We start from the raw sequence: 16,464 nt of genomic DNA on the forward strand, positions 1-16,464 counted from the left end.
GTTTTCTGCACCTAGGTCGGGCAGTTGGATGGCTCGCGGACTCATTCCAGGCGGCATAGGCTCGAAAGCGATGACCACGACACCCCAGCTCCAGGCCAGCACAGTGCCCGACGACGGCGTCCGGCTCACAGTGCGGGCGCGGCTGGAGCGCATGGTCACGGAGCTGATCTCCCTGATCACCGGGTGGCTGGTCTGGATGCTGCCGATGGCGGCGTTCGTCCTGCTGGGTTGGCTCTTCTCTTCCTTCAGCTGGCCGGTGTTCGACGGTGTGGCGGGTGATTCGTTCCCCCTTTCGCTCACCCTGCGCCTGGCGGCCGTCTGCGTCGCGACGGTGGTGGTCCTCCCCGCCGCCGCTCGGATCGCAGACCAGCTGCAGTTCTCGCGGGCAACCCACCTGCTGGGAGAGACGCTGAACCCGCCGCCCACCCCGGAGGGGAAGCCCTGGTGGCGCTGTCTGGTCCTCGCCAAGGACCGGACCAAGCCGGGCATGCTCGGCCGGTCCCTGGGCGGCGCCCTGGTCTCCAGTCTGCTCGCCGCGGGAGCGGTACTGTGCACCGTCACCGCGGCAGTGCTGCTGATGCTGCTCCTGACCAGCGACGCCGCCTTCCGGAACTCCACACTCTTCGACAGCAGCACGCGGCTACTCCTGACAGTGCCCGCCGTGGCGGCGCTGATCGCCTCACCCTGGATCATCCACGGCCTGAGCGGGCTCGATCGGCGCCTGCTGCGCACCTTCTACGGCACGGACGAGACCGCCACACTGCAGGCCCGCATCCGGCAGGTGGACCAGGCCCGCAGCGACGCCGTGGACACCGCCGACGCCGAGCGTCGACGCATCGAACGCGACCTCCATGACGGCGCCCAGCAGCGGCTCACCGCGCTCGCAGTGGACCTGGGACTCGCGCGGCGAGCCCACCCCGACGATGCGGTGCGGCTGCGTGAGACCCTGACCCGCGCCCAGTCGGAGGTGACCGCTGCCCTGCAGGAGATCCGTGATCTGGTCCGTGGTCTGCACCCCGCCGTGCTGGAGGACCGGGGACTGGACGCCGCCGTCTCCGCGCTCGCAGACCGGGCGCCCTTCCCGGTGACGGTCGCCGTCGACGTCGACCCCCGCCCGGCGGTCCGGATCGAGGCGGTGGCCTATTTCGTCGTCGCCGAGGCGCTGAACAACGCGATCGTCCACGCGGGAGCGCAGCACGCCGAGGTGCAGGTCCACCGTGGTCAGGACCTCCTGACCGTGCAGGTCACCGACGACGGCGGCGGCGGAGCGGATCCGGCCGCGGGCACCGGGCTTCTGGGGCTCGGACGGCGGGTCAACGCCGTCGAGGGCAGCCTCGCGGTGGACAGCCCCGCCGGTGCGGGGACACGTATTGAGGCGGTGCTGCCATGCGAGTGATCATCGCCGAGGACTCCGTGCTCCTGCGCGAAGGGCTGGTGCGTCTGCTCCACCACGCCGGTGTCGACGTCGCCGCCGCGGTGGGTGACGCCCAGGTCCTCCTTGCCGCCGTTGAACGGGAACGCCCCGACCTGGTGATCGTGGACGTGCGCATGCCGCCCACCCACACCGACGAAGGCATCCGGGCGGCTCTGCAGCTGCGCCAGGAGCACCCCGGGATCGCCATCATCGTGCTCTCCCAGTACGTGGAAGAGCGGTACGCGGTGGACCTGCTCACCGGGGAGACGCGGGGAGTGGCCTATCTGCTGAAGGACCGGGTCGCCGACGTCGACGAGTTCCTCGACACCGTGCAGGCCGTCGCAGCCGGAGGCACCGTGCTGGACCCGGAGGTTGTCTCCCAGCTACTGACCCGTCAGGCCGGTCGCGACGGCGTCGAGCAGCTGACCATCAGGGAACGAGAGGTGCTCGGGCTCATGGCCGAAGGCCGATCCAACGCCGGGATCGCCGCCGCGCTGCACCTGAGCGACTCGGCGGTGTCCAAGCACATCAACGCCATCTTCACCACGCTGGACATCCCTCCGGCAAGCACCGACAACCGGCGCGTGCTCGCCGTGCTGCGGCACCTCTCGGCGGGCGCCATCAGGAAGGACGCGCGATGAGCGCCAGGGAGACCAGAGATCAGGCCCGTGCGCGGCCGGCGAGGTCAGCGCCGGGGCAGCCCTGGCGCCGTCGGGCGTGGTTCGGCGTCGGCGCGGTGCTGACGGCGGTGCTGCTCGCCCTCGCCATGCCGCCCTCCCTCCAGGGGATCCTTCAGATGACCTGGCTCTCCCGCAGTGCTCCCGAGCAGGTGGAACAGCTCATCGAGGGGTCGATGGACGAGATCTGGTATGCCGGAGACGTCCGCCAGGTCAGGATCCACGGCACGGACCGGGACGATCTGCAGATCCGTGAGGACTTTCTGCATGTGCCGCGTGAACCGATGACACGGACACAGGCCCAGCATGGTGCCCTGGCGGTGGAGACCAGCTGTGCGGGGCAGTGTGCGACTCTCCAGTCCCAGGAGCTCGCCATGCCGCAGGGCAGCGATCTCCGCGTGGTCTCCGCCGAGGGCGGGGCCTATGAGATCCTCGGCGTCGACGGGGACGTCGACGCGTGGATCGCCGGAGGAATCGTGGACCTCGGCGGTCTCACCGGAGATGTGGAGGTCCGCACCGTCCGTGCCGAGATCTTCGGGCGATCTCTCAGCGGGGATCAGGTCTCGGCGCGGACCACGATCGGTGGGGTGAGCCTCCACCACAGTGAGCTGCCGATCCGGCTTGACGCCCAGTCCCGGGACGGAGACATCACCATCGTCCTGCCCGAAGGCACCGGGGCAGCGGACTGCCACGTCGATGCCGAGACCGACGGCGCCGTCGTCGTCGACCTCCCAGGGGAGGACGCCGGGGGACGGGGCGAGGCAGACTGCCGACTGTCCCTGACCAGCGAATCGGGCGACATCACCGTCATCGTCGGTGACGAGCTCCCCGAGGGGTCGGCCGGCGTCAGCGTCCCCGACTGACCCGGGGCCGGAGGCGGCGAAGGCCCGGGCCCCGCGGCGCTGTGCCGCAGGCCCCGGGCCTCCACGCCTCCCCAGGAGGAGGACTTCAGACGCTGCTCAGAGAGTGCTCAGACCCCGGCCGGGACCTTCGCCGCCAGCTCAGCGCGCACCACGGCGGTGGCGTTGACCAGATGACGCAGCGAGGCCTCGGTCTCCTTCCAGCCGCGGGTCTTCAGCCCGCAGTCCGGGTTGGACCACACGCGCTGGGTCCCGAGCACCTCGGCCGCCAGCCGCAGCCGCTCGATCAGCTCGTCGACGCCGGGCACCCGGGGGGAGTGGATGTCCCACACCCCGGGGCCGATCCCGCGGGAGAAGCCGTGCTCGGAGAGCGCGGAGACCACCTCGAAGCCGGAGCGTGAGGCCTCCAGGGTGGTGACGTCGGCGTCCAGGGCGTCGATTGCGTCGATGACGGTCTCGAACTCCGAGTAGCACAGGTGGGTGTGCAGCTGAGTGGCGGCGTTGGCCCCGGAGGTGGAGAGCCGGAAGGAATCCACGGACCAGCGGAGGTAGTCCGGACGCTCGGCCACCTGCAGGGGGAGCAGCTCGCGCAGCGCGGGCTCGTCCACCTGGATGATCTTCACCCCGGCGGCCTGCAGATCCTGCACCTCATCACGCAGCGCCAGGGCGATCTGATCGGCGGTGTCGGCCAGCGGCTGGTCATCACGCACGAAGGACCAGGCCAGGATCGTCACCGGGCCGGTGAGCATGCCCTTGACGGGCTTCTTCGTCAGCGAAGCCGCATACCGGATCCAGTCCACGGTGATCGGCGCCGGACGGTGCACGTCACCGAAGAGGATCGGAGGACGCAGGCACCGGGAGCCATAGGACTGCACCCAGCCGTGGGTGGTGGTGATGAACCCCTCCAGGTTCTCCGCGAAGTACTGGACCATGTCGTTGCGTTCGGCCTCGCCGTGGACCAGCACGTCCAGCCCGAGGTCCTCCTGCCGGCGGACGCAGTCGGCGATCTGCTCGCGGATGGCCTCCTCGTAGCCCTGCTGGTCCAGCGAGCCGCGGCGGTGCGCGGCACGGATCCGCCGGATCTCGCCGGTCTGCGGAAAGGACCCGATGGTGGTGGTCGGCAGCGGCGGCAGGCCCAGTCCGGTCTCCTGGGCGGCCCGCCGATGCTCCGCCTCGGCGCGACGCCGGTCCTGAGGCTCCACAGCGGTCAGGCGGCTGCGGACGGACTCCACGCGCACCTGGGGGTGCTGCTCCTGCAGACGGCGCCGAGCGGCGTCGTCGGCGCGCAGGCCCTCCAACGCGTCGGCGCCTCCGGTGAGGTGACCTGCCAGGGCCAGCACCTCGCCGACCTTCTGGTCTGCGAAGGCCAGCCAGCCGGCCACCTGCGGGTCCAGCTGGGTCTCTCGGGCGGCGTCGTGGGGCACGTGCTGCAGGGAGGTGGAGCTGCTGACCGTGAGCGGACCCTGGTGACGTTCCCCCAGGGTGTCCAGCAGCGCGGCGGCGCGGGAGACATCCGTGCGCCAGACGTTGAGGCCACCGACGACGCCGGCCGCGAGGGTCGTGCCGGCCAGCGGCCGCAGCGCCTCTGCGGAGGGGAGTGCGCCGCGCTCCAGATCGATGCCGACAGCCTCCACGGCAGTTCCGCCCAGGGCGGCCAGGGCGTCGTCGTCGGCGGTGCCGTAGCTGACCGGCACGAACAGCGCGGGCCGCTCGGTCAGCCTCCCCAGCTGCTCGTAGGCACTGCTGATCCCGGCGATGACCTGCTCCCGGGGGATGTCCCAGCCGTCGGAGGACAGCACCGGCTCCTCCAGCTGGATCCAGGCGGCTCCGGCCTCGTGCAGGGCGCCCAGCAGGGCCGCGTAGGCGCCGACCAGCTCCTCGAGCCGGTCGAAGCGAGCGGCCTGGGAGGTCTCAGCGGCGGCGCCGACGGACTTGGCCAGCACCAGGAAGCTGACCGGGCCGAGCAGAGTGGGGCGGGGCAGGGGTGCCGCGCCCACAGTGCGGTCCGACTGCTCGGCGAGCTCGCGGAACGCCCGGAACCGGTCGGTGAGGGCCGCGGCCTGCGGGGCGAACGCGACGTCGGCCTCGATCTCCGGGACGTAGTAGTGGTAGTTGGTGTCGAACCACTTGGTCAGCTCCAGCGGCTCCACCTCGGAGGTCCCGCGGGCCAGCGCCGAGATCAGCGTCAGGCCCTCCGGGGCGTCAGGGGCGACGGCGGCGAATCCGGCGTCGCGGAAGCGGCGGGGGACCAGGCCCAGCAGGACCGAGGCGTCGAGGACCTGGTCGATGACGGCGCCGTCGGCGGGGACCGCGGACTCCTCCTCCAGGCCCAGACCCACCAGGTGGTCCAGGGTGCGGCGGCGGTGGGAGGTGATCGCCTCGATCAGTGCGGCGACGTCTCCGCCGCCCCAGTGGGCCTCCAGGGCCTTCTTGATCTCACGGTCGGGACCGATGCGCGGATAGCCGAGCACGGTGGGGGGCAGTGCGTGGGTGGGCGGTGCGGTGGTCATGGTGACTCCTTGTCGATGTGTCAGGGCAGGTCGTGCCTGGGCGGGATGTGAGGAGGGGATGTCAGGACGGACGCCTGGCGGGGTGGCTGGGCAGCACTGTGCCGGCTGGGGGAGCGTGGCCCCGGCGTCGCGGAGCCCGGGTGCGGCCGGGTCTTCTCCGGCCGGAGGTGCTGCGGTGCCTCGCTCAGCTTGCGTCGAAGCCGTTGCGCTGTCGGCGGGCCGCGTCGCGGATCCTGAGATGGTCCAGGATCGCCAGCGCCGGGGGGTGCTGGTTGAAAGTGAACAGGTGCAGCCCCGGGCAGCCGAGCTCCAGCACCGTGTCGATCAGGTTCAGCGTGGCGGCGACCCCGCGACGGCGACGTTCGGCCGCGTCCTCGACGTCCAGGTAGTCCACCAGGTGCCGGGGGACCGGAACCCCGGTGATCTCCTCCAGCCGGCGCAGGCGCCTAGGGCTGGTCAGCGGAGCGATGCCGGCGACGATCGGCAGGTGGATGCCCTGGGAGCGGGCCGAGTCCACCAGCTGCGCGTAGTCCTCCGGATCGTAGAAGACCTGGGTGACGGCGTAGTCTGCGCCGGCCTCCTGCTTCTCCCAGAGGGCGTGGAGGTCGGCGGCATGATCCCGGTCCGTGCCGGAGGGTGGATACGCGGCCACCGAGACCGAGACCGGCCGAGCTCCGGGCCCCTCAGGCGGGGACAGCCGCTCCTGCTCGACCTCGCGGACCAGCCCAACGACCTCGGCGGCACGGTTCAGGCCTCCGGGCTGGTGGATCCATTCCTTGCCGCCGTCGGGTGGGTCGCCGCGCAGCGCGAGGATGTCCCGGACCCCCAGGTCCAGCAGCTCGGTGATGGAGCCGCGGAGCTGGGAGGAGGTGCTGCCCGCGCAGATCAGATGCGCCATCACCGGTGAGGGCGTGGTGCGCAGCAGGTGGCGGATGACCTCCACGTTCGCGCCCTCGGGCTGGTTGTGCCCGTGGGTGACGGAGAAGTAGTCCGGGGCGGCCTCGGCCATCAGCTCGATGCTGCGCCAGGGATCCCGGCCCGCGGTGGCGGGGCGTGGCGGGAAGACCTCGAAGGAGATCAGCGATCTCCGCCGAGTGCGCTGGACCAGGACGGATGTGGTGTGGGAAGGGTCCGACGTCGCAGGCGGCGTCGGACGGACGGCGCCCGGAGAAGGCGTCGAGACAGGCATGGAGAGTCCTCCGTGTTGGCGTTCATCATCGTTCATGAGGCGCCACAGGGAGGCTTCCCCTGCGCCGTGCTTGCCGCTGAAGATAAAGCCATCTCAGTGAAGATGGCCGGTGCGGCCGGATCGTCATCTGGGGCACCCCGTCACGCGGGAAAGGGTTGCCGACCGGCCAAGCCAGAGCTGTTGTGACCGGTTCTCGTGATCCATCTGTGCCTGTGACGTTAGCACGGGGACGCCGGGTCGGAAACCTGCGACGGGAACAATGACGATATATGAACATATTGAGCACTCGCGGATGAGGTGGCGACGCGGCAACCCCCGCGCGCAGGTGGAGCAGGGGCGGCGAGGCTCTGCTCGCCGCTGCTCAGGGCGATCTGCGGCCAGCCCTCCGTCGCGTCAGCGGCGCCGGATAAGGTGGAGCGCATGCCCGATCGGTATCTGAAGAATGCGATGCGCCGCAACGCACGCAAGACCGTGCGCCGGTCGCTGCGCACAGCTCCCCGCGGCGCGCGACGTGGCGGAGGGCGTCGCCGCGGCGGGCGTCGTGGCGGAGGGAGTCAGGGCCTCCTGTGGTGGCTGCTGGCCGTGCTCGGGGTCATCCTCATCGGCGCCGTGATCAGCTGGCTCCAGGGGCTCGGAGCGGAGGAGCCGCAGGAGCGCCCGGAGGGTGCCGAGGCGGGCACCCTGGTGCGCGTGGTCGACGGCGACACCCTCATCGTGGAGCTCGACGGCCAGGACGAGCGGATCCGGCTGCTCAACATCGACACACCTGAGTCCGTCCACCCCACGGAGCCGGTCGAGTGCCTGGGACCGGAGTCCTCCGCCCACATGGAGACCCTGGTGTCGCCGGGGGACGAGGTCTTCCTGGAGTACGACCAGGAGCGTACCGATCGCTACGATCGGATGCTGGCCGGAGTGTGGGCGGATGAGGTGCTGCTCAACGTGCAGATGGCACGAGCCGGCTACGGCGCGCCGGTGCACTATCCGCCCAATGATCGGTTCCTCGCCGCGGTGGAGCTGGCCTGGGAGCAGGCGGAGGCGGACGGCGTCGGGCTCTTCGCCGCGGACCTGGACTGCGAACCGGCGCTGCCCTGACGCGGGCAGAGGCCCTCCCGAAATAGGATGGACCCATGAGCAGCTCCCCGGCGCCGGCGACCCGGCGGCAGAAGATCGCCGTCGCGACAGGCACCATCGGAGTCCTGGGTGCGATCACCGCTGGCAGCTGGCTGATGATCGACGGCACCATCGACGTGGACCTCATCGGCGGCGGTTCGATCCCGGCCGGCGAGGACTGCCCCACCGGCACATTGTCCCCGGTGGTGCCCGAGCGGGTGCCGGTGATCGTGCTCAACTCCACCAATGAGCCCGGACTCGCCGGCGACGTCGCCGAGGAGCTTGCCGACCGCGAGTTCCGGGTGGCCTCCGTGGACAACGACTACTTCGCGGACACCGGCTTCCAGGCCATCCTCCGCGCCGGCGAACGGGGTCTGCGGCAGGCCTACACGCTGCAGCAGCACCTTCCGGGGGCGCTGGTCGACCTCGATGATCGTGACGGCTACAGCGTCGACCTCGTGCTGGGCTCGGAGTTCGCCGGGCTGACGGACTCCGAGGAGATCGAGATGGAGCCCGGGCGTCTCGACTGCTCCGGCAGTGCCGGCTGAACCGGGACCTCGACGACGTCCGCCGAGACGCCAGCGGGCCGCCCCGAGGTTCTCGGAGCGGCCCGCTGCGGCGGCGCTGGACGCGTTGCGCGCTGCAGGATGAGGCTCAGGCTTCGGTGTTCTTCCATCGCCGGGCACGGATGAAGGAGCGCACTCCGACGACGATGTAGACGATCAGCAGCACGAAGGTGACGGTGCTGACGATGACCGCGGCAGGCCGCTCGGCGTCGCCGGCGAACAGCGCGCCCAGCTGCATCACGTTCATGGAGGTGCCGATGGCGCCCAACAGCGCCACCACCAGGGCGATGTGGATGCCGATCTTCGCGTTCTTGAAGCTGATCAGGCCGCTCACCAGCAGCACCAGGCCCAGGAAGGCCGGGATCAGAGCGGTCACACTGGCGAAGGACGTGGCGGCGTAGGCGATGATGCCGAGCAGGATGAGGATCCCGCCCAGCCCGACGGTGATGCGGGGCATGAGGCTCCTTGGTGTCAGGTCGGGAGGACGTGCTGTCCTCCATCGAGGGTCGGCCGGAACGCCTGAAGGATCCCTCCGGGCGGAGGCCCGGCCGAACGTTCTTCTACACAGTGTAGTAGGCCCACGCTCCAGGAGAAGTCCTGATCAGTCCGGAATCTCCAGGGTGAGCGGGAGCCAGCAGGCGGGGGAGGCGGGATGTGGAGAGGTCAGCCGACCTTGGTCCAGGTTCCGCAGGTCTCGGTGTTGAAGACCAGATGCTCGCGCGCGTCGAGGGTGATCTGCAGGGGCTCTCCGAACGCCGGATCCTCCTGGGGCACGACGTCGGACTCCGTCGGTTCCACGCCGCTTCGGATGTCTCCGAAGATGTCCCACCAGCAGAACGACGTCTCCAGGTCCCAGGTCAGCTCGTAGTCGCCGGGCTCGATGTGCCCGCCGACCACGTACATGCCGGTGCCGAACTCGGTGGCCGCAGAATCCGGGTAGGTCTCCTCCAGCGGGAGCCAGTCGCCGCAGTCGACGGAGTCGAAGACGGTGCCCTCCTCGAGGACCGCGATGCCGCGCTCCTTGGCGCCGGTGCGGACCACAGTGGGGTCGGAGCGGTCGGCATAGATCACATAGAAGCACGTCGCATCCTCGGAGCCGGAGCCCGGGGCCTGGCGGTAGGCCCCGGGAGTGATGTCCTCGCCGACGATCAGGCCCTCACCGTCGGAGAAGGGGGCCCCGCCTCCCGGCAGCGGATTTTCCAGGGCCTCCTTGCGGAGCCGGGCGCCGCCGCCAGGCTCCTCGGCGTGGGCGTCGCCGCTGCGTGCCTGCTCGTGGGCAGTAGTGTCCTGCGGCGAGGGGGACACGCCGGAGCCGTGGACGGTGGCGAGTGCGACGACGAGGACCACCAGCACCAGGGCCCAGTAGCCGATGAGGAGCAGGCCCCATCGGTACTGGGAGACGAAGCTGATGTCAGCGGCGGGTGAGGAGGCAGGTGCGGGGTGGGAAGGTCGGGAGCGGGCGTCGGCAGGCTCCTCCGGTGACGCGGGCTGCTCCGGTGAGGCAGGCTCCTCCGGTGAGGCGGGCTCCTCGGGCGACGCAGGACCTGCAGCCGGCGTTCGCTCGTCCGGCGGCGTTGGGCTCATCGTTCAGCTCTCCCCATCCGCAGGCGGCATCCTCTCTCTCCTGTGATCGTCCTCCTGTCGGCGTCCAGAGTGTGGGCAGGCCGCCGGCGTGTCCCCAGGGCTGGGCACGCCGCATCCCGCGGCATCACCGGGGCTCGAGCCTCACTGCCCCGTCAAGGCGGATCACCTCGCCGTTGAGCATCGGATTCTCCAGGATCTGCCGCACCAGCAGGGCGTAGTCCTCGGGTCGGCCCAGCCGTGCAGGATGAGGGGTCTTCGTGGCCAGTGCCTCCCGGGCCGCTTCCGGAAGGCCCGCCATCATGGGGGTCTCGAAGAGCCCCGGGGCGATGGTGACGGTGCGGACCTGTGAGGAGGCGAGCTCTCGGGCCACCGGCAGCGTCATCGACGCCACGGCTCCCTTCGAGGCGGCATAGGCCACCTGCCCGATCTGCCCGTCGAAGGCGGCGACCGAGGCGGTGTTGATCAGCACGCCGCGGTCCTCGCCGTCGAGCTCGTTCTCCCGCATCGCTGCCGCCGCCTGGGCCATGAAGTTCATGGTGCCGCCGACGTTGATGGCGAGCACCTTCATGAAGGTCTCCACCGGAAGAGGGCCGCCGCGGCCCACCAGTCTGCCGGGCGTCGCGACGCCGGCGCAGTTGACCAGAATCCTCAGCGGAGCGTGCTCCTGGGCCGTCGCCACGGCGCGTGCCGCCGTCTCCGGGTCGGTGACATCACCGGGGCAGAAATGCGCGCGTCCACCGATGGCGGCCACAGAGTCGGCGCGCGCCCCGCCCTCAGCGGTGCTCTCGTCAGTGTCAGGGAGGTCCACGACGACGACGGCGGCACCGGCATCGTGCAGTGTCTGGGCGGTCGCACGGCCCAGTCCTGAGGCTCCGCCGGTGACGATCGCGCTGGCGCTGGTCAGATCCATCGATGAGTCCTCTCCTCGGCCGGAAGGTGTCCGTGCCACCAGACTACGGCCGTGTGCATGGCGTGCCCATTCGCCTGCCTGAATTCGTCCGGCGGCTGGCTGCATGCCTCCATGGTGAGGTCCCTCCGGAGTCCCTCCCGCGCTTCTTCGCGCAGCTGAAGCGCTTTGTCCCTCCCCAGTGGCCGCGGCGCCTCCGATCCGTCGCTGATTCCGGTGGATCTTGCGATTCTGCGAAGAAGTGCAGATCTTTTCCTGGATATCTGTGGTCGGCAGGTGCAAGAGGGGTCAAAACTGGAGAAGTACCAACCACTGGTCACCGATTCGAAGGAGAACACCGTGACTGCCACCGTCAACGCACCCACCGACATCCGCGGAGACTTTGAGGAGCGCGTCGAGCGCATCGAGCAGGACTGGGCCTCCAACCCCCGTTGGGAGAACGTGCGCCGTGACTACACCGCGGACGAGGTGGTCAAGCTCCAGGGCTCTGTCCAGGAGGAGCAGACTCTGGCCAAGCGCGGGTCGCAGAAGCTCTGGGAGCAGCTCACCTCCGAGCACGCCGAGGGCACCTACACGAATTCGCTGGGCGCCCTGACCGGCAATATGGCCGTCCAGCAGGTCAAGGCCGGGCTGCGCGCCATCTACCTCTCCGGCTGGCAGGTCGCCGGTGACGCCAACCTCTCCGGCAACACCTATCCGGACCAGTCGCTCTACCCGGCCAACTCCGTGCCGCACGTGGTCCGCCGCATCAACAACGCCCTGCAGCGCGCCGATCAGATCGAGTACCTCGAGGGCATCCGGACCGTGGAGGACTGGCTGGTGCCGATCATCGCCGACGCCGAGGCCGGCTTCGGGGGACCGCTCAACGCCTACGAGCTGATGAAGTCCATGATCGGTGCGGGGGCCTCCGGCGTGCACTGGGAGGACCAGCTCGCCTCGGAGAAGAAGTGCGGCCACCTCGGGGGAAAGGTTCTGGTCCCCACCGGACAGCACATCCGCACCCTGCAGGCCGCCCGGCTCGCCGCCGACGTCGCCGGCACCCCTTCGGTGATCATCGCTCGCACCGATGCTGAGGCCGCCAGCCTGATCACCTCCGACGTGGACGAGCGCGACGCCGAGTTCCTCACCGGAGAGCGCACCGCGGAGGGCTTCTACAAGGTGCGCAACGGCATCGAGCCCTGCATCGCCCGCGCCAAGGCCTACGCCCCTTACTCGGACCTGATCTGGATGGAGACCGGCACCCCGGACCTGGAGCATGCCAAGCAGTTCGCCGAAGCGGTGAAGGCCGAGTACCCGGACCAGATGTTGGCCTACAACTGCTCGCCGTCCTTCAACTGGAGGAAGCACCTCGACGACGCCACCATCGCGAAGTTCCAGCGTGAGCTCGGCGCGATGGGCTTTACCTTCCAGTTCATCACCCTGGCCGGCTTCCACGCCCTGAACTACTCGATGTTCGAGCTGGCCAAGGGCTACAAGGCCGAACAGATGAAGGCCTACGTGGAGCTGCAGGAGAAGGAGTTCGCCGCTGAGGGCGAGGGCTACACCGCCACCAAGCACCAGCGCGAGGTCGGCACCGGCTACTTCGACGCCATCTCCACCACGCTGAACCCGGAGTCCTCGACCGTCGCGCTGAAGGGCTCCACCGAAGAAGGACAGTTCCACTGACCCGAGACGGAGCGCGGTGACGGCCTCAACGGGGAGGCCGTCGCCGCTCCCGCCGCAGCACCTCTTGAGGAGACAGCCATGAACACCCCTGAACTCTCGATCACGATCAACGGCATCGCCCTGTCGGCCCCGCGGGTGCCGCGGCAGAAGGAGGTCCTCACGGCCGAGGCCCTCAGCTTCCTGGCCAGGCTCCACGAGGAGTTCGGTGCACGGGCCACGGCTCTGGGAGTGCGGGAGGACGGCGCCGGCGCCGACCTGATCATCGAAGCCTCCTGGCGAGCGCTGATCACCAAGCAGCTCGCCGAGCCGGCCAGCTCCATCGTCCGTCCCCGCTGCCTGGGACGCCGGGAGGGTCGGATGTTCTACCGGGGAGAGGCGCTCTCTGCAGGACTGGTGGACTTCGGGATCCACGTCCACCACAGCGCCCGGCGTCTGCTGGCCGAGGGGCGAGCTCCGTTCGTCGAGCTGCCGTCCTTCGAGCAGGAGGAGGAGGTCGCGCTGTGGCAGGAGATCTTCAGCCGTGCCGAGCAGCTGCTGGAGATCCCGGACGGCACCATCCGTGCCATCCACCTGAATCCGCGGGCCGCCGCTGAGGCGCGGTCCGCCCGGACGGCCGGCACCACTGGGGGCCGGCGGCTCACCGGAGCAGCAGCCTAGGGACCTGCAGCACGCTCCGTGGGGCCGGCACGGCCAGGGCGCCGCATCATGAGGTCTGGTGCGGGGCCCTGGCCGGCCCGGCCGACCGCCGTCTGAGCCTTCGAGGTCGACTCAGCCGGCGGTCGGCCGTATGAGAGAGCGGCGTCGTGTCGCTGCTCAGTGGAAGCTGAACAGGCCCAGCGTCAGGGCTCCGAGCATGACGAGGATCGAGAAGCCCCAGATGATGAAGAAGGAGTACCGCAGGTGCTGCCCCAGGTTCGCCCCCGAGAGGCCCAGCGCCAGCCACAGCGCGGGCGAGAACGGGCTGACGAAGGTGCCGATCACGTTGCCGGCCATCATCGCGTGGGCGACCTCCATGGAACCGATCCCGAACTGCGCCGAGGTGGCGTCCACCAGGGGCAGCACGGAGAAGTAGTATGCGTCGGTGGAGGTCAGCAGGTCCATCGGCACACCCAGGACGCCCATGATGATGTGCAGGTTCGCCCCGGCGCCCTCCGGGATGACCGCCAGGGTGGACAGCGCCACGGACTCGAGCATCTCGGACTCGTTGAGCACTCCCAGGAACACCGCGGCGCCCAGGATCACCGCGCCCATCATGAGCGCGTTCGGCGCGTGGGCGCGGATGCGCTCCATCTGCAGGTTGGAGCCCTTGAAGTTCAGCGGCAGCGCGAGCGCCACACCCAGCATGAACGCCAGCGGCGGGGGCAGGATGTCGGCGAGCATCAGCCCGATGACGCCCAGCGCGAGCACGGCATTGGCCCAGAAGATCGCCGGGTGGGAGTTCATGCGCTCCACGATCTCGGCGCGTGCGTAGTGCTGGCGCTCGGTGAACTCGTCGGCGATCTGTCGCACGTCCACTGCCTCCGGAGAGCCGCCCTCGGTGGCCATCACCCGGCGCCTGATCCGCCGCACCTCACGCAGGCCCAGCAGCCAGGCGATGACCAGCACCAGGACCACGGCGATGATCTGCAGCGGGATCAGCGGACGATACAGCTCGATCGGGTCGATCCCGGTCACGGACGCGGCACGGCCCAGCGGCCCGCCCCAGGGGATCATGTTCACGATGCCGGCCGAGAGCGCCAGGAGCAGCAGCAGGAGGTATCGGCTCATGTGCAGCGCCTGATACAGCGGCAGCAGGGCGGGGACGGTCAGCAGGAACGTCGTCGCCCCGGCGCCGTCGACGTGGGCCACGATGCCGATCAGCGCGGTGCCGATGGCGACCAGCACGACTCGACCCCGGGTCAGCAGGATCAGGGACCGGACGATCGGATCGAAGAGCCCCGCGTCCGAGAGGATGCCGAAGAACAGGATCGCGAAGATGAACATCACCACGACGCTCATCACCTGGTTGACTCCGGAGTCGAAGAACTCGACGATGTCACCGACCCCGAAGCCGACCAGGAGCGCCCCGAGGATCGGAGTCACCACCATGGCCACCACGGGGGAGACCTTGTTCCACATCAGCAGGCCGACTGTCACGGCGATGATGCCGAGTCCGCCGACGGTCAAGAGAGTTGAAGGCTCGTCCATGAGCAGCTGTAATCCTTGCGAAGTTCTGTCAGTGTCGAGGGGCAGGCTCGGCAGGCAGGTGCGCGCCGACCGCCACGCACGGAGGTCCTCCGTGCTGTCAGCAGGGCTCCTCCTCCAGGGTGTGAGGAGAGCCGGGACGCCCCGGACCCGTCCGACCGGCCTGCGAGCCGGATCACACCCTAACCGCTGCATCACAGATGTGCACGTCTGCTCTGTAGAATGAGCGCCATGCGGCCCGTGCCCGACACGCCGCGCTCAGCGCGGACGACGACGACGTCTCCGACCGGTTCAGGGGGCAGGGTTCCCGCCGGTCGGGCGCACCTGCGCTCGGTGGACCCCGGCGCCGACGGCGAGCCGGGCCTCGACCTCATCGCGCTGGGGCGCCGGGTGCGGCACCTGCGCAAGCAGTCCGGAATGACCCTCGACGTCCTCGCAGAACAGCTGGGCACCGCTCCGAGCCAGCTCTCACTGCTGGAGAACGGCAAGCGGGAGCCGAAGATCTCTCAGCTCAGCCAGCTCGCCGGTGCCTTCGGCGTCACTCTCGACGACCTCTTCGGCGCCGAGCCGCCGTCGCGCCGCGCCGCCCTGGAGATCGAGCTGGAGAAGGCCCAGCGCGGCCCGCTCTATGCTGCGCTGAATCTGCCCACGGTGCGGATCAGCAGCCGACTGCCCATGGACGTGCTGGAATCCCTGGTGGGGCTGCAGCGCGAGCTGCGTCGTCGTCTCGAGGAGCAGGCGGCCACCCCGGAGGAGGCGCGCCGGGCCAACACCGAGCTGCGCGAGGAGATGCGCGACAGGAACAACTATTACCCGGAGATCGAGGCCGCCGCGCAGGAGCTGCTCGACGCCGTCGGGCATGGTTCCGGTCCGCTGTCCCACCATGTGGCCGCCGACATCGCTGAGCACCTGGGCTTCTCGCTGCGGTTCGTGCCCAATCTGCCTGATTCCACCCGCTCGGTCACCGACCAGCGCAACCGGATCATCTACATGACCCAGGGGCGCTCCCGGGACTGGGACGCCCGCTCGGTGCTGCTGCAGGCGCTGGGACATCATGTGCTGGGCCACACCGAACCGGAGGACTACTCGGACTTCCTGCGCCAGCGGGTCTACACCAACTACTTCGCCGCCTCGCTGCTGATGCCTGAGCGCAGCACGGTCGCGTTCCTCAAGGAGGCCAAGGCGCGCAAGGAGCTGGCCATCGAGGACCTGCGCGACGCCTTCGCGGTCTCCTACGAGTCCGCTGCTCATCGCTTCACCAATCTCGCCACGGAGCACCTGGGCATCACCTGCCACTTCCAGAAGGTCCATGAGTCGGGGATCATCCACAAGGCCTACGAGAACGACGGCGTGAACTTCCCGGCCGATCACTCCGGGGCCATCGAGGGGCAGACCGTCTGCCGGAACTGGACCTCACGGGTGGTCTTCGACGTCGAGGACAAGTTTCGCTCCTTCAACCAGTACACGGACACCTCGGTGGGGACGTTCTGGTGCACGGCACGCACCGAGGGCCATTCCTCGGGCATGTACTCGCTGAGCATCGGGGTGCCATTCGAGCATGTGAAATGGTTCCGCGGACGTGACACCACCGAGCGCTGCACCTCGCGGTGCCCGGACGACCCGACGTGCTGCCGCCAGCCCCCGCGAGAGCTCGCCGAGGTCTGGGAGGGGAAGGCATGGCCGGCGGCCCGCGCCAACACCCATCTGCTGGCCGCCATGCCGCAGGGGGCGTTCCCCGGGGTGGACACCACCGAGGTCTACGAGTTCCTGGCCCGCCACGAGGCGCGGGACTGAGACG

14 protein-coding genes and 1 riboswitch are annotated in these 16,464 nt (G+C 69.7%); of the genes, 8 read left to right on the top strand and 6 right to left on the bottom strand.

All coding sequences use genetic code 11. The features are described 5' to 3' along the window. Positions 1-70 precede the first annotated feature (70 nt). Genes ODE13_RS09190 through ODE13_RS09200 form a run of 3 tightly spaced genes read left to right on the top strand, consistent with a single transcriptional unit; the run spans position 71 to position 2,954 of the window. Complete coding sequence (locus ODE13_RS09190; RefSeq protein WP_322478999.1) at positions 71-1,396, top strand: sensor histidine kinase; 1,326 nt, start codon at positions 71-73, stop codon at positions 1,394-1,396. Continuing rightward, positions 1,387-2,055, top strand: a complete 669-nt coding sequence (locus ODE13_RS09195; RefSeq protein WP_322479000.1) for a response regulator transcription factor — start codon at positions 1,387-1,389, stop codon at positions 2,053-2,055. Before ODE13_RS09190 ends, ODE13_RS09195 begins: the two co-directional genes overlap by 10 nt. After that, positions 2,052-2,954, top strand: a complete 903-nt coding sequence (locus tag ODE13_RS09200; protein ID WP_322479001.1) for a DUF4097 family beta strand repeat-containing protein — start codon at positions 2,052-2,054, stop codon at positions 2,952-2,954. The genes ODE13_RS09195 and ODE13_RS09200 overlap by 4 nt, the downstream gene beginning before the upstream one ends. Positions 2,955-3,061: 107 nt before the next feature. On the opposite strand, the gene metE is transcribed toward ODE13_RS09200, so the two are convergent. Both metE and ODE13_RS09210 read right to left on the bottom strand, forming a co-directional pair. After that, on the bottom strand, positions 3,062-5,461 hold the full coding sequence (metE, locus tag ODE13_RS09205; RefSeq protein ID WP_322479002.1) for a 5-methyltetrahydropteroyltriglutamate--homocysteine S-methyltransferase: 2,400 nt from the start codon (positions 5,459-5,461) through the stop codon (positions 3,062-3,064). 184 nt (positions 5,462-5,645) lie between these two features. Next, on the bottom strand, positions 5,646-6,650 hold the full coding sequence (locus ODE13_RS09210; RefSeq protein WP_322479003.1) for a methylenetetrahydrofolate reductase: 1,005 nt from the start codon (positions 6,648-6,650) through the stop codon (positions 5,646-5,648). Positions 6,651-6,711: 61 nt separating this feature from the next. Continuing rightward, a riboswitch (SAM riboswitch) is annotated at positions 6,712-6,851 on the bottom strand. Between the two features lie 219 nt (positions 6,852-7,070). Here ODE13_RS09210 and ODE13_RS09215 point away from each other — a divergent pair. Beyond that, positions 7,071-7,742: a thermonuclease family protein gene (locus ODE13_RS09215; protein ID WP_322479004.1), complete on the top strand. Its 672-nt coding sequence runs from the start codon at positions 7,071-7,073 to the stop codon at positions 7,740-7,742. 35 nt (positions 7,743-7,777) lie between these two features. Further along, on the top strand, positions 7,778-8,308 hold the full coding sequence (locus tag ODE13_RS09220; protein WP_322479005.1) for a LytR C-terminal domain-containing protein: 531 nt from the start codon (positions 7,778-7,780) through the stop codon (positions 8,306-8,308). A 106-nt stretch (positions 8,309-8,414) separates the two neighbouring features. Here ODE13_RS09220 and ODE13_RS09225 read toward each other — a convergent pair whose 3' ends face one another. The 3 genes from ODE13_RS09225 to ODE13_RS09235 all read right to left on the bottom strand — a co-directional run bounded on the left by ODE13_RS09225 (position 8,415) and on the right by ODE13_RS09235 (position 10,820). Beyond that, positions 8,415-8,783 carry a hypothetical protein gene (locus tag ODE13_RS09225; protein WP_322479006.1) on the bottom strand — a complete coding sequence of 123 codons (369 nt, stop codon included), beginning with the start codon at positions 8,781-8,783 and terminating at the stop codon, positions 8,415-8,417. A 206-nt stretch (positions 8,784-8,989) separates the two neighbouring features. Next, complete coding sequence (locus ODE13_RS09230; protein WP_322479007.1) at positions 8,990-9,910, bottom strand: hypothetical protein; 921 nt, start codon at positions 9,908-9,910, stop codon at positions 8,990-8,992. Between the two features lie 124 nt (positions 9,911-10,034). Continuing rightward, positions 10,035-10,820 (bottom strand): SDR family NAD(P)-dependent oxidoreductase, encoded by a 786-nt coding sequence (locus ODE13_RS09235; protein WP_322479008.1) that lies wholly within the window; start codon positions 10,818-10,820, stop codon positions 10,035-10,037. 366 nt (positions 10,821-11,186) lie between these two features. On the opposite strand from ODE13_RS09235, the gene aceA reads away from it, so the two are divergent. Both aceA and ODE13_RS09245 read left to right on the top strand, forming a co-directional pair. After that, positions 11,187-12,482: an isocitrate lyase gene (gene aceA, locus ODE13_RS09240; RefSeq protein ID WP_322479063.1), complete on the top strand. Its 1,296-nt coding sequence runs from the start codon at positions 11,187-11,189 to the stop codon at positions 12,480-12,482. Between the two features lie 78 nt (positions 12,483-12,560). After that, a complete protein-coding gene (locus tag ODE13_RS09245; protein WP_322479009.1) occupies positions 12,561-13,139 on the top strand; it encodes a hypothetical protein in 579 nt (192 codons plus the stop codon). A gap of 156 nt (positions 13,140-13,295) precedes the next feature. Here the strand turns inward: ODE13_RS09245 and ODE13_RS09250 are convergent, their stop codons facing one another. Then, a complete protein-coding gene (locus tag ODE13_RS09250) occupies positions 13,296-14,669 on the bottom strand; it encodes a citrate:proton symporter (protein ID WP_322479010.1) in 1,374 nt (457 codons plus the stop codon). Between the two features lie 228 nt (positions 14,670-14,897). Between ODE13_RS09250 and ODE13_RS09255 the strand changes: the two genes are divergently transcribed. Next, complete coding sequence (locus tag ODE13_RS09255) at positions 14,898-16,460, top strand: helix-turn-helix domain-containing protein (RefSeq protein ID WP_322479011.1); 1,563 nt, start codon at positions 14,898-14,900, stop codon at positions 16,458-16,460. Positions 16,461-16,464: the final 4 nt, after the last annotated feature.

Source organism: Nesterenkonia sp. HG001, assembly GCF_034438835.1.
Classification (GTDB): domain Bacteria; phylum Actinomycetota; class Actinomycetes; order Actinomycetales; family Micrococcaceae; genus Nesterenkonia; species Nesterenkonia xinjiangensis.

What these genes read in the sequence shown, in the direction of transcription:
- ODE13_RS09190 (WP_322478999.1), top strand. Translation starts at nt 71, where the DNA reads ATGACCACGACACCCCAGCTCCAGGCCAGCACAGTGCCCGACGACGGC.
- ODE13_RS09195 (WP_322479000.1), top strand. Translation starts at nt 1,387, where the DNA reads ATGCGAGTGATCATCGCCGAGGACTCCGTGCTCCTGCGCGAAGGGCTG.
- ODE13_RS09200 (WP_322479001.1), top strand. Translation starts at nt 2,052, where the DNA reads ATGAGCGCCAGGGAGACCAGAGATCAGGCCCGTGCGCGGCCGGCGAGG.
- metE (WP_322479002.1), bottom strand. Translation starts at nt 5,461, where the DNA reads ATGACCACCGCACCGCCCACCCACGCACTGCCCCCCACCGTGCTCGGC.
- ODE13_RS09210 (WP_322479003.1), bottom strand. Translation starts at nt 6,650, where the DNA reads ATGCCTGTCTCGACGCCTTCTCCGGGCGCCGTCCGTCCGACGCCGCCT.
- ODE13_RS09215 (WP_322479004.1), top strand. Translation starts at nt 7,071, where the DNA reads ATGCCCGATCGGTATCTGAAGAATGCGATGCGCCGCAACGCACGCAAG.
- ODE13_RS09220 (WP_322479005.1), top strand. Translation starts at nt 7,778, where the DNA reads ATGAGCAGCTCCCCGGCGCCGGCGACCCGGCGGCAGAAGATCGCCGTC.
- ODE13_RS09225 (WP_322479006.1), bottom strand. Translation starts at nt 8,783, where the DNA reads ATGCCCCGCATCACCGTCGGGCTGGGCGGGATCCTCATCCTGCTCGGC.
- ODE13_RS09230 (WP_322479007.1), bottom strand. Translation starts at nt 9,910, where the DNA reads ATGAGCCCAACGCCGCCGGACGAGCGAACGCCGGCTGCAGGTCCTGCG.
- ODE13_RS09235 (WP_322479008.1), bottom strand. Translation starts at nt 10,820, where the DNA reads ATGGATCTGACCAGCGCCAGCGCGATCGTCACCGGCGGAGCCTCAGGA.
- ODE13_RS09245 (WP_322479009.1), top strand. Translation starts at nt 12,561, where the DNA reads ATGAACACCCCTGAACTCTCGATCACGATCAACGGCATCGCCCTGTCG.
- ODE13_RS09250 (WP_322479010.1), bottom strand. Translation starts at nt 14,669, where the DNA reads ATGGACGAGCCTTCAACTCTCTTGACCGTCGGCGGACTCGGCATCATC.
- ODE13_RS09255 (WP_322479011.1), top strand. Translation starts at nt 14,898, where the DNA reads ATGCGGCCCGTGCCCGACACGCCGCGCTCAGCGCGGACGACGACGACG.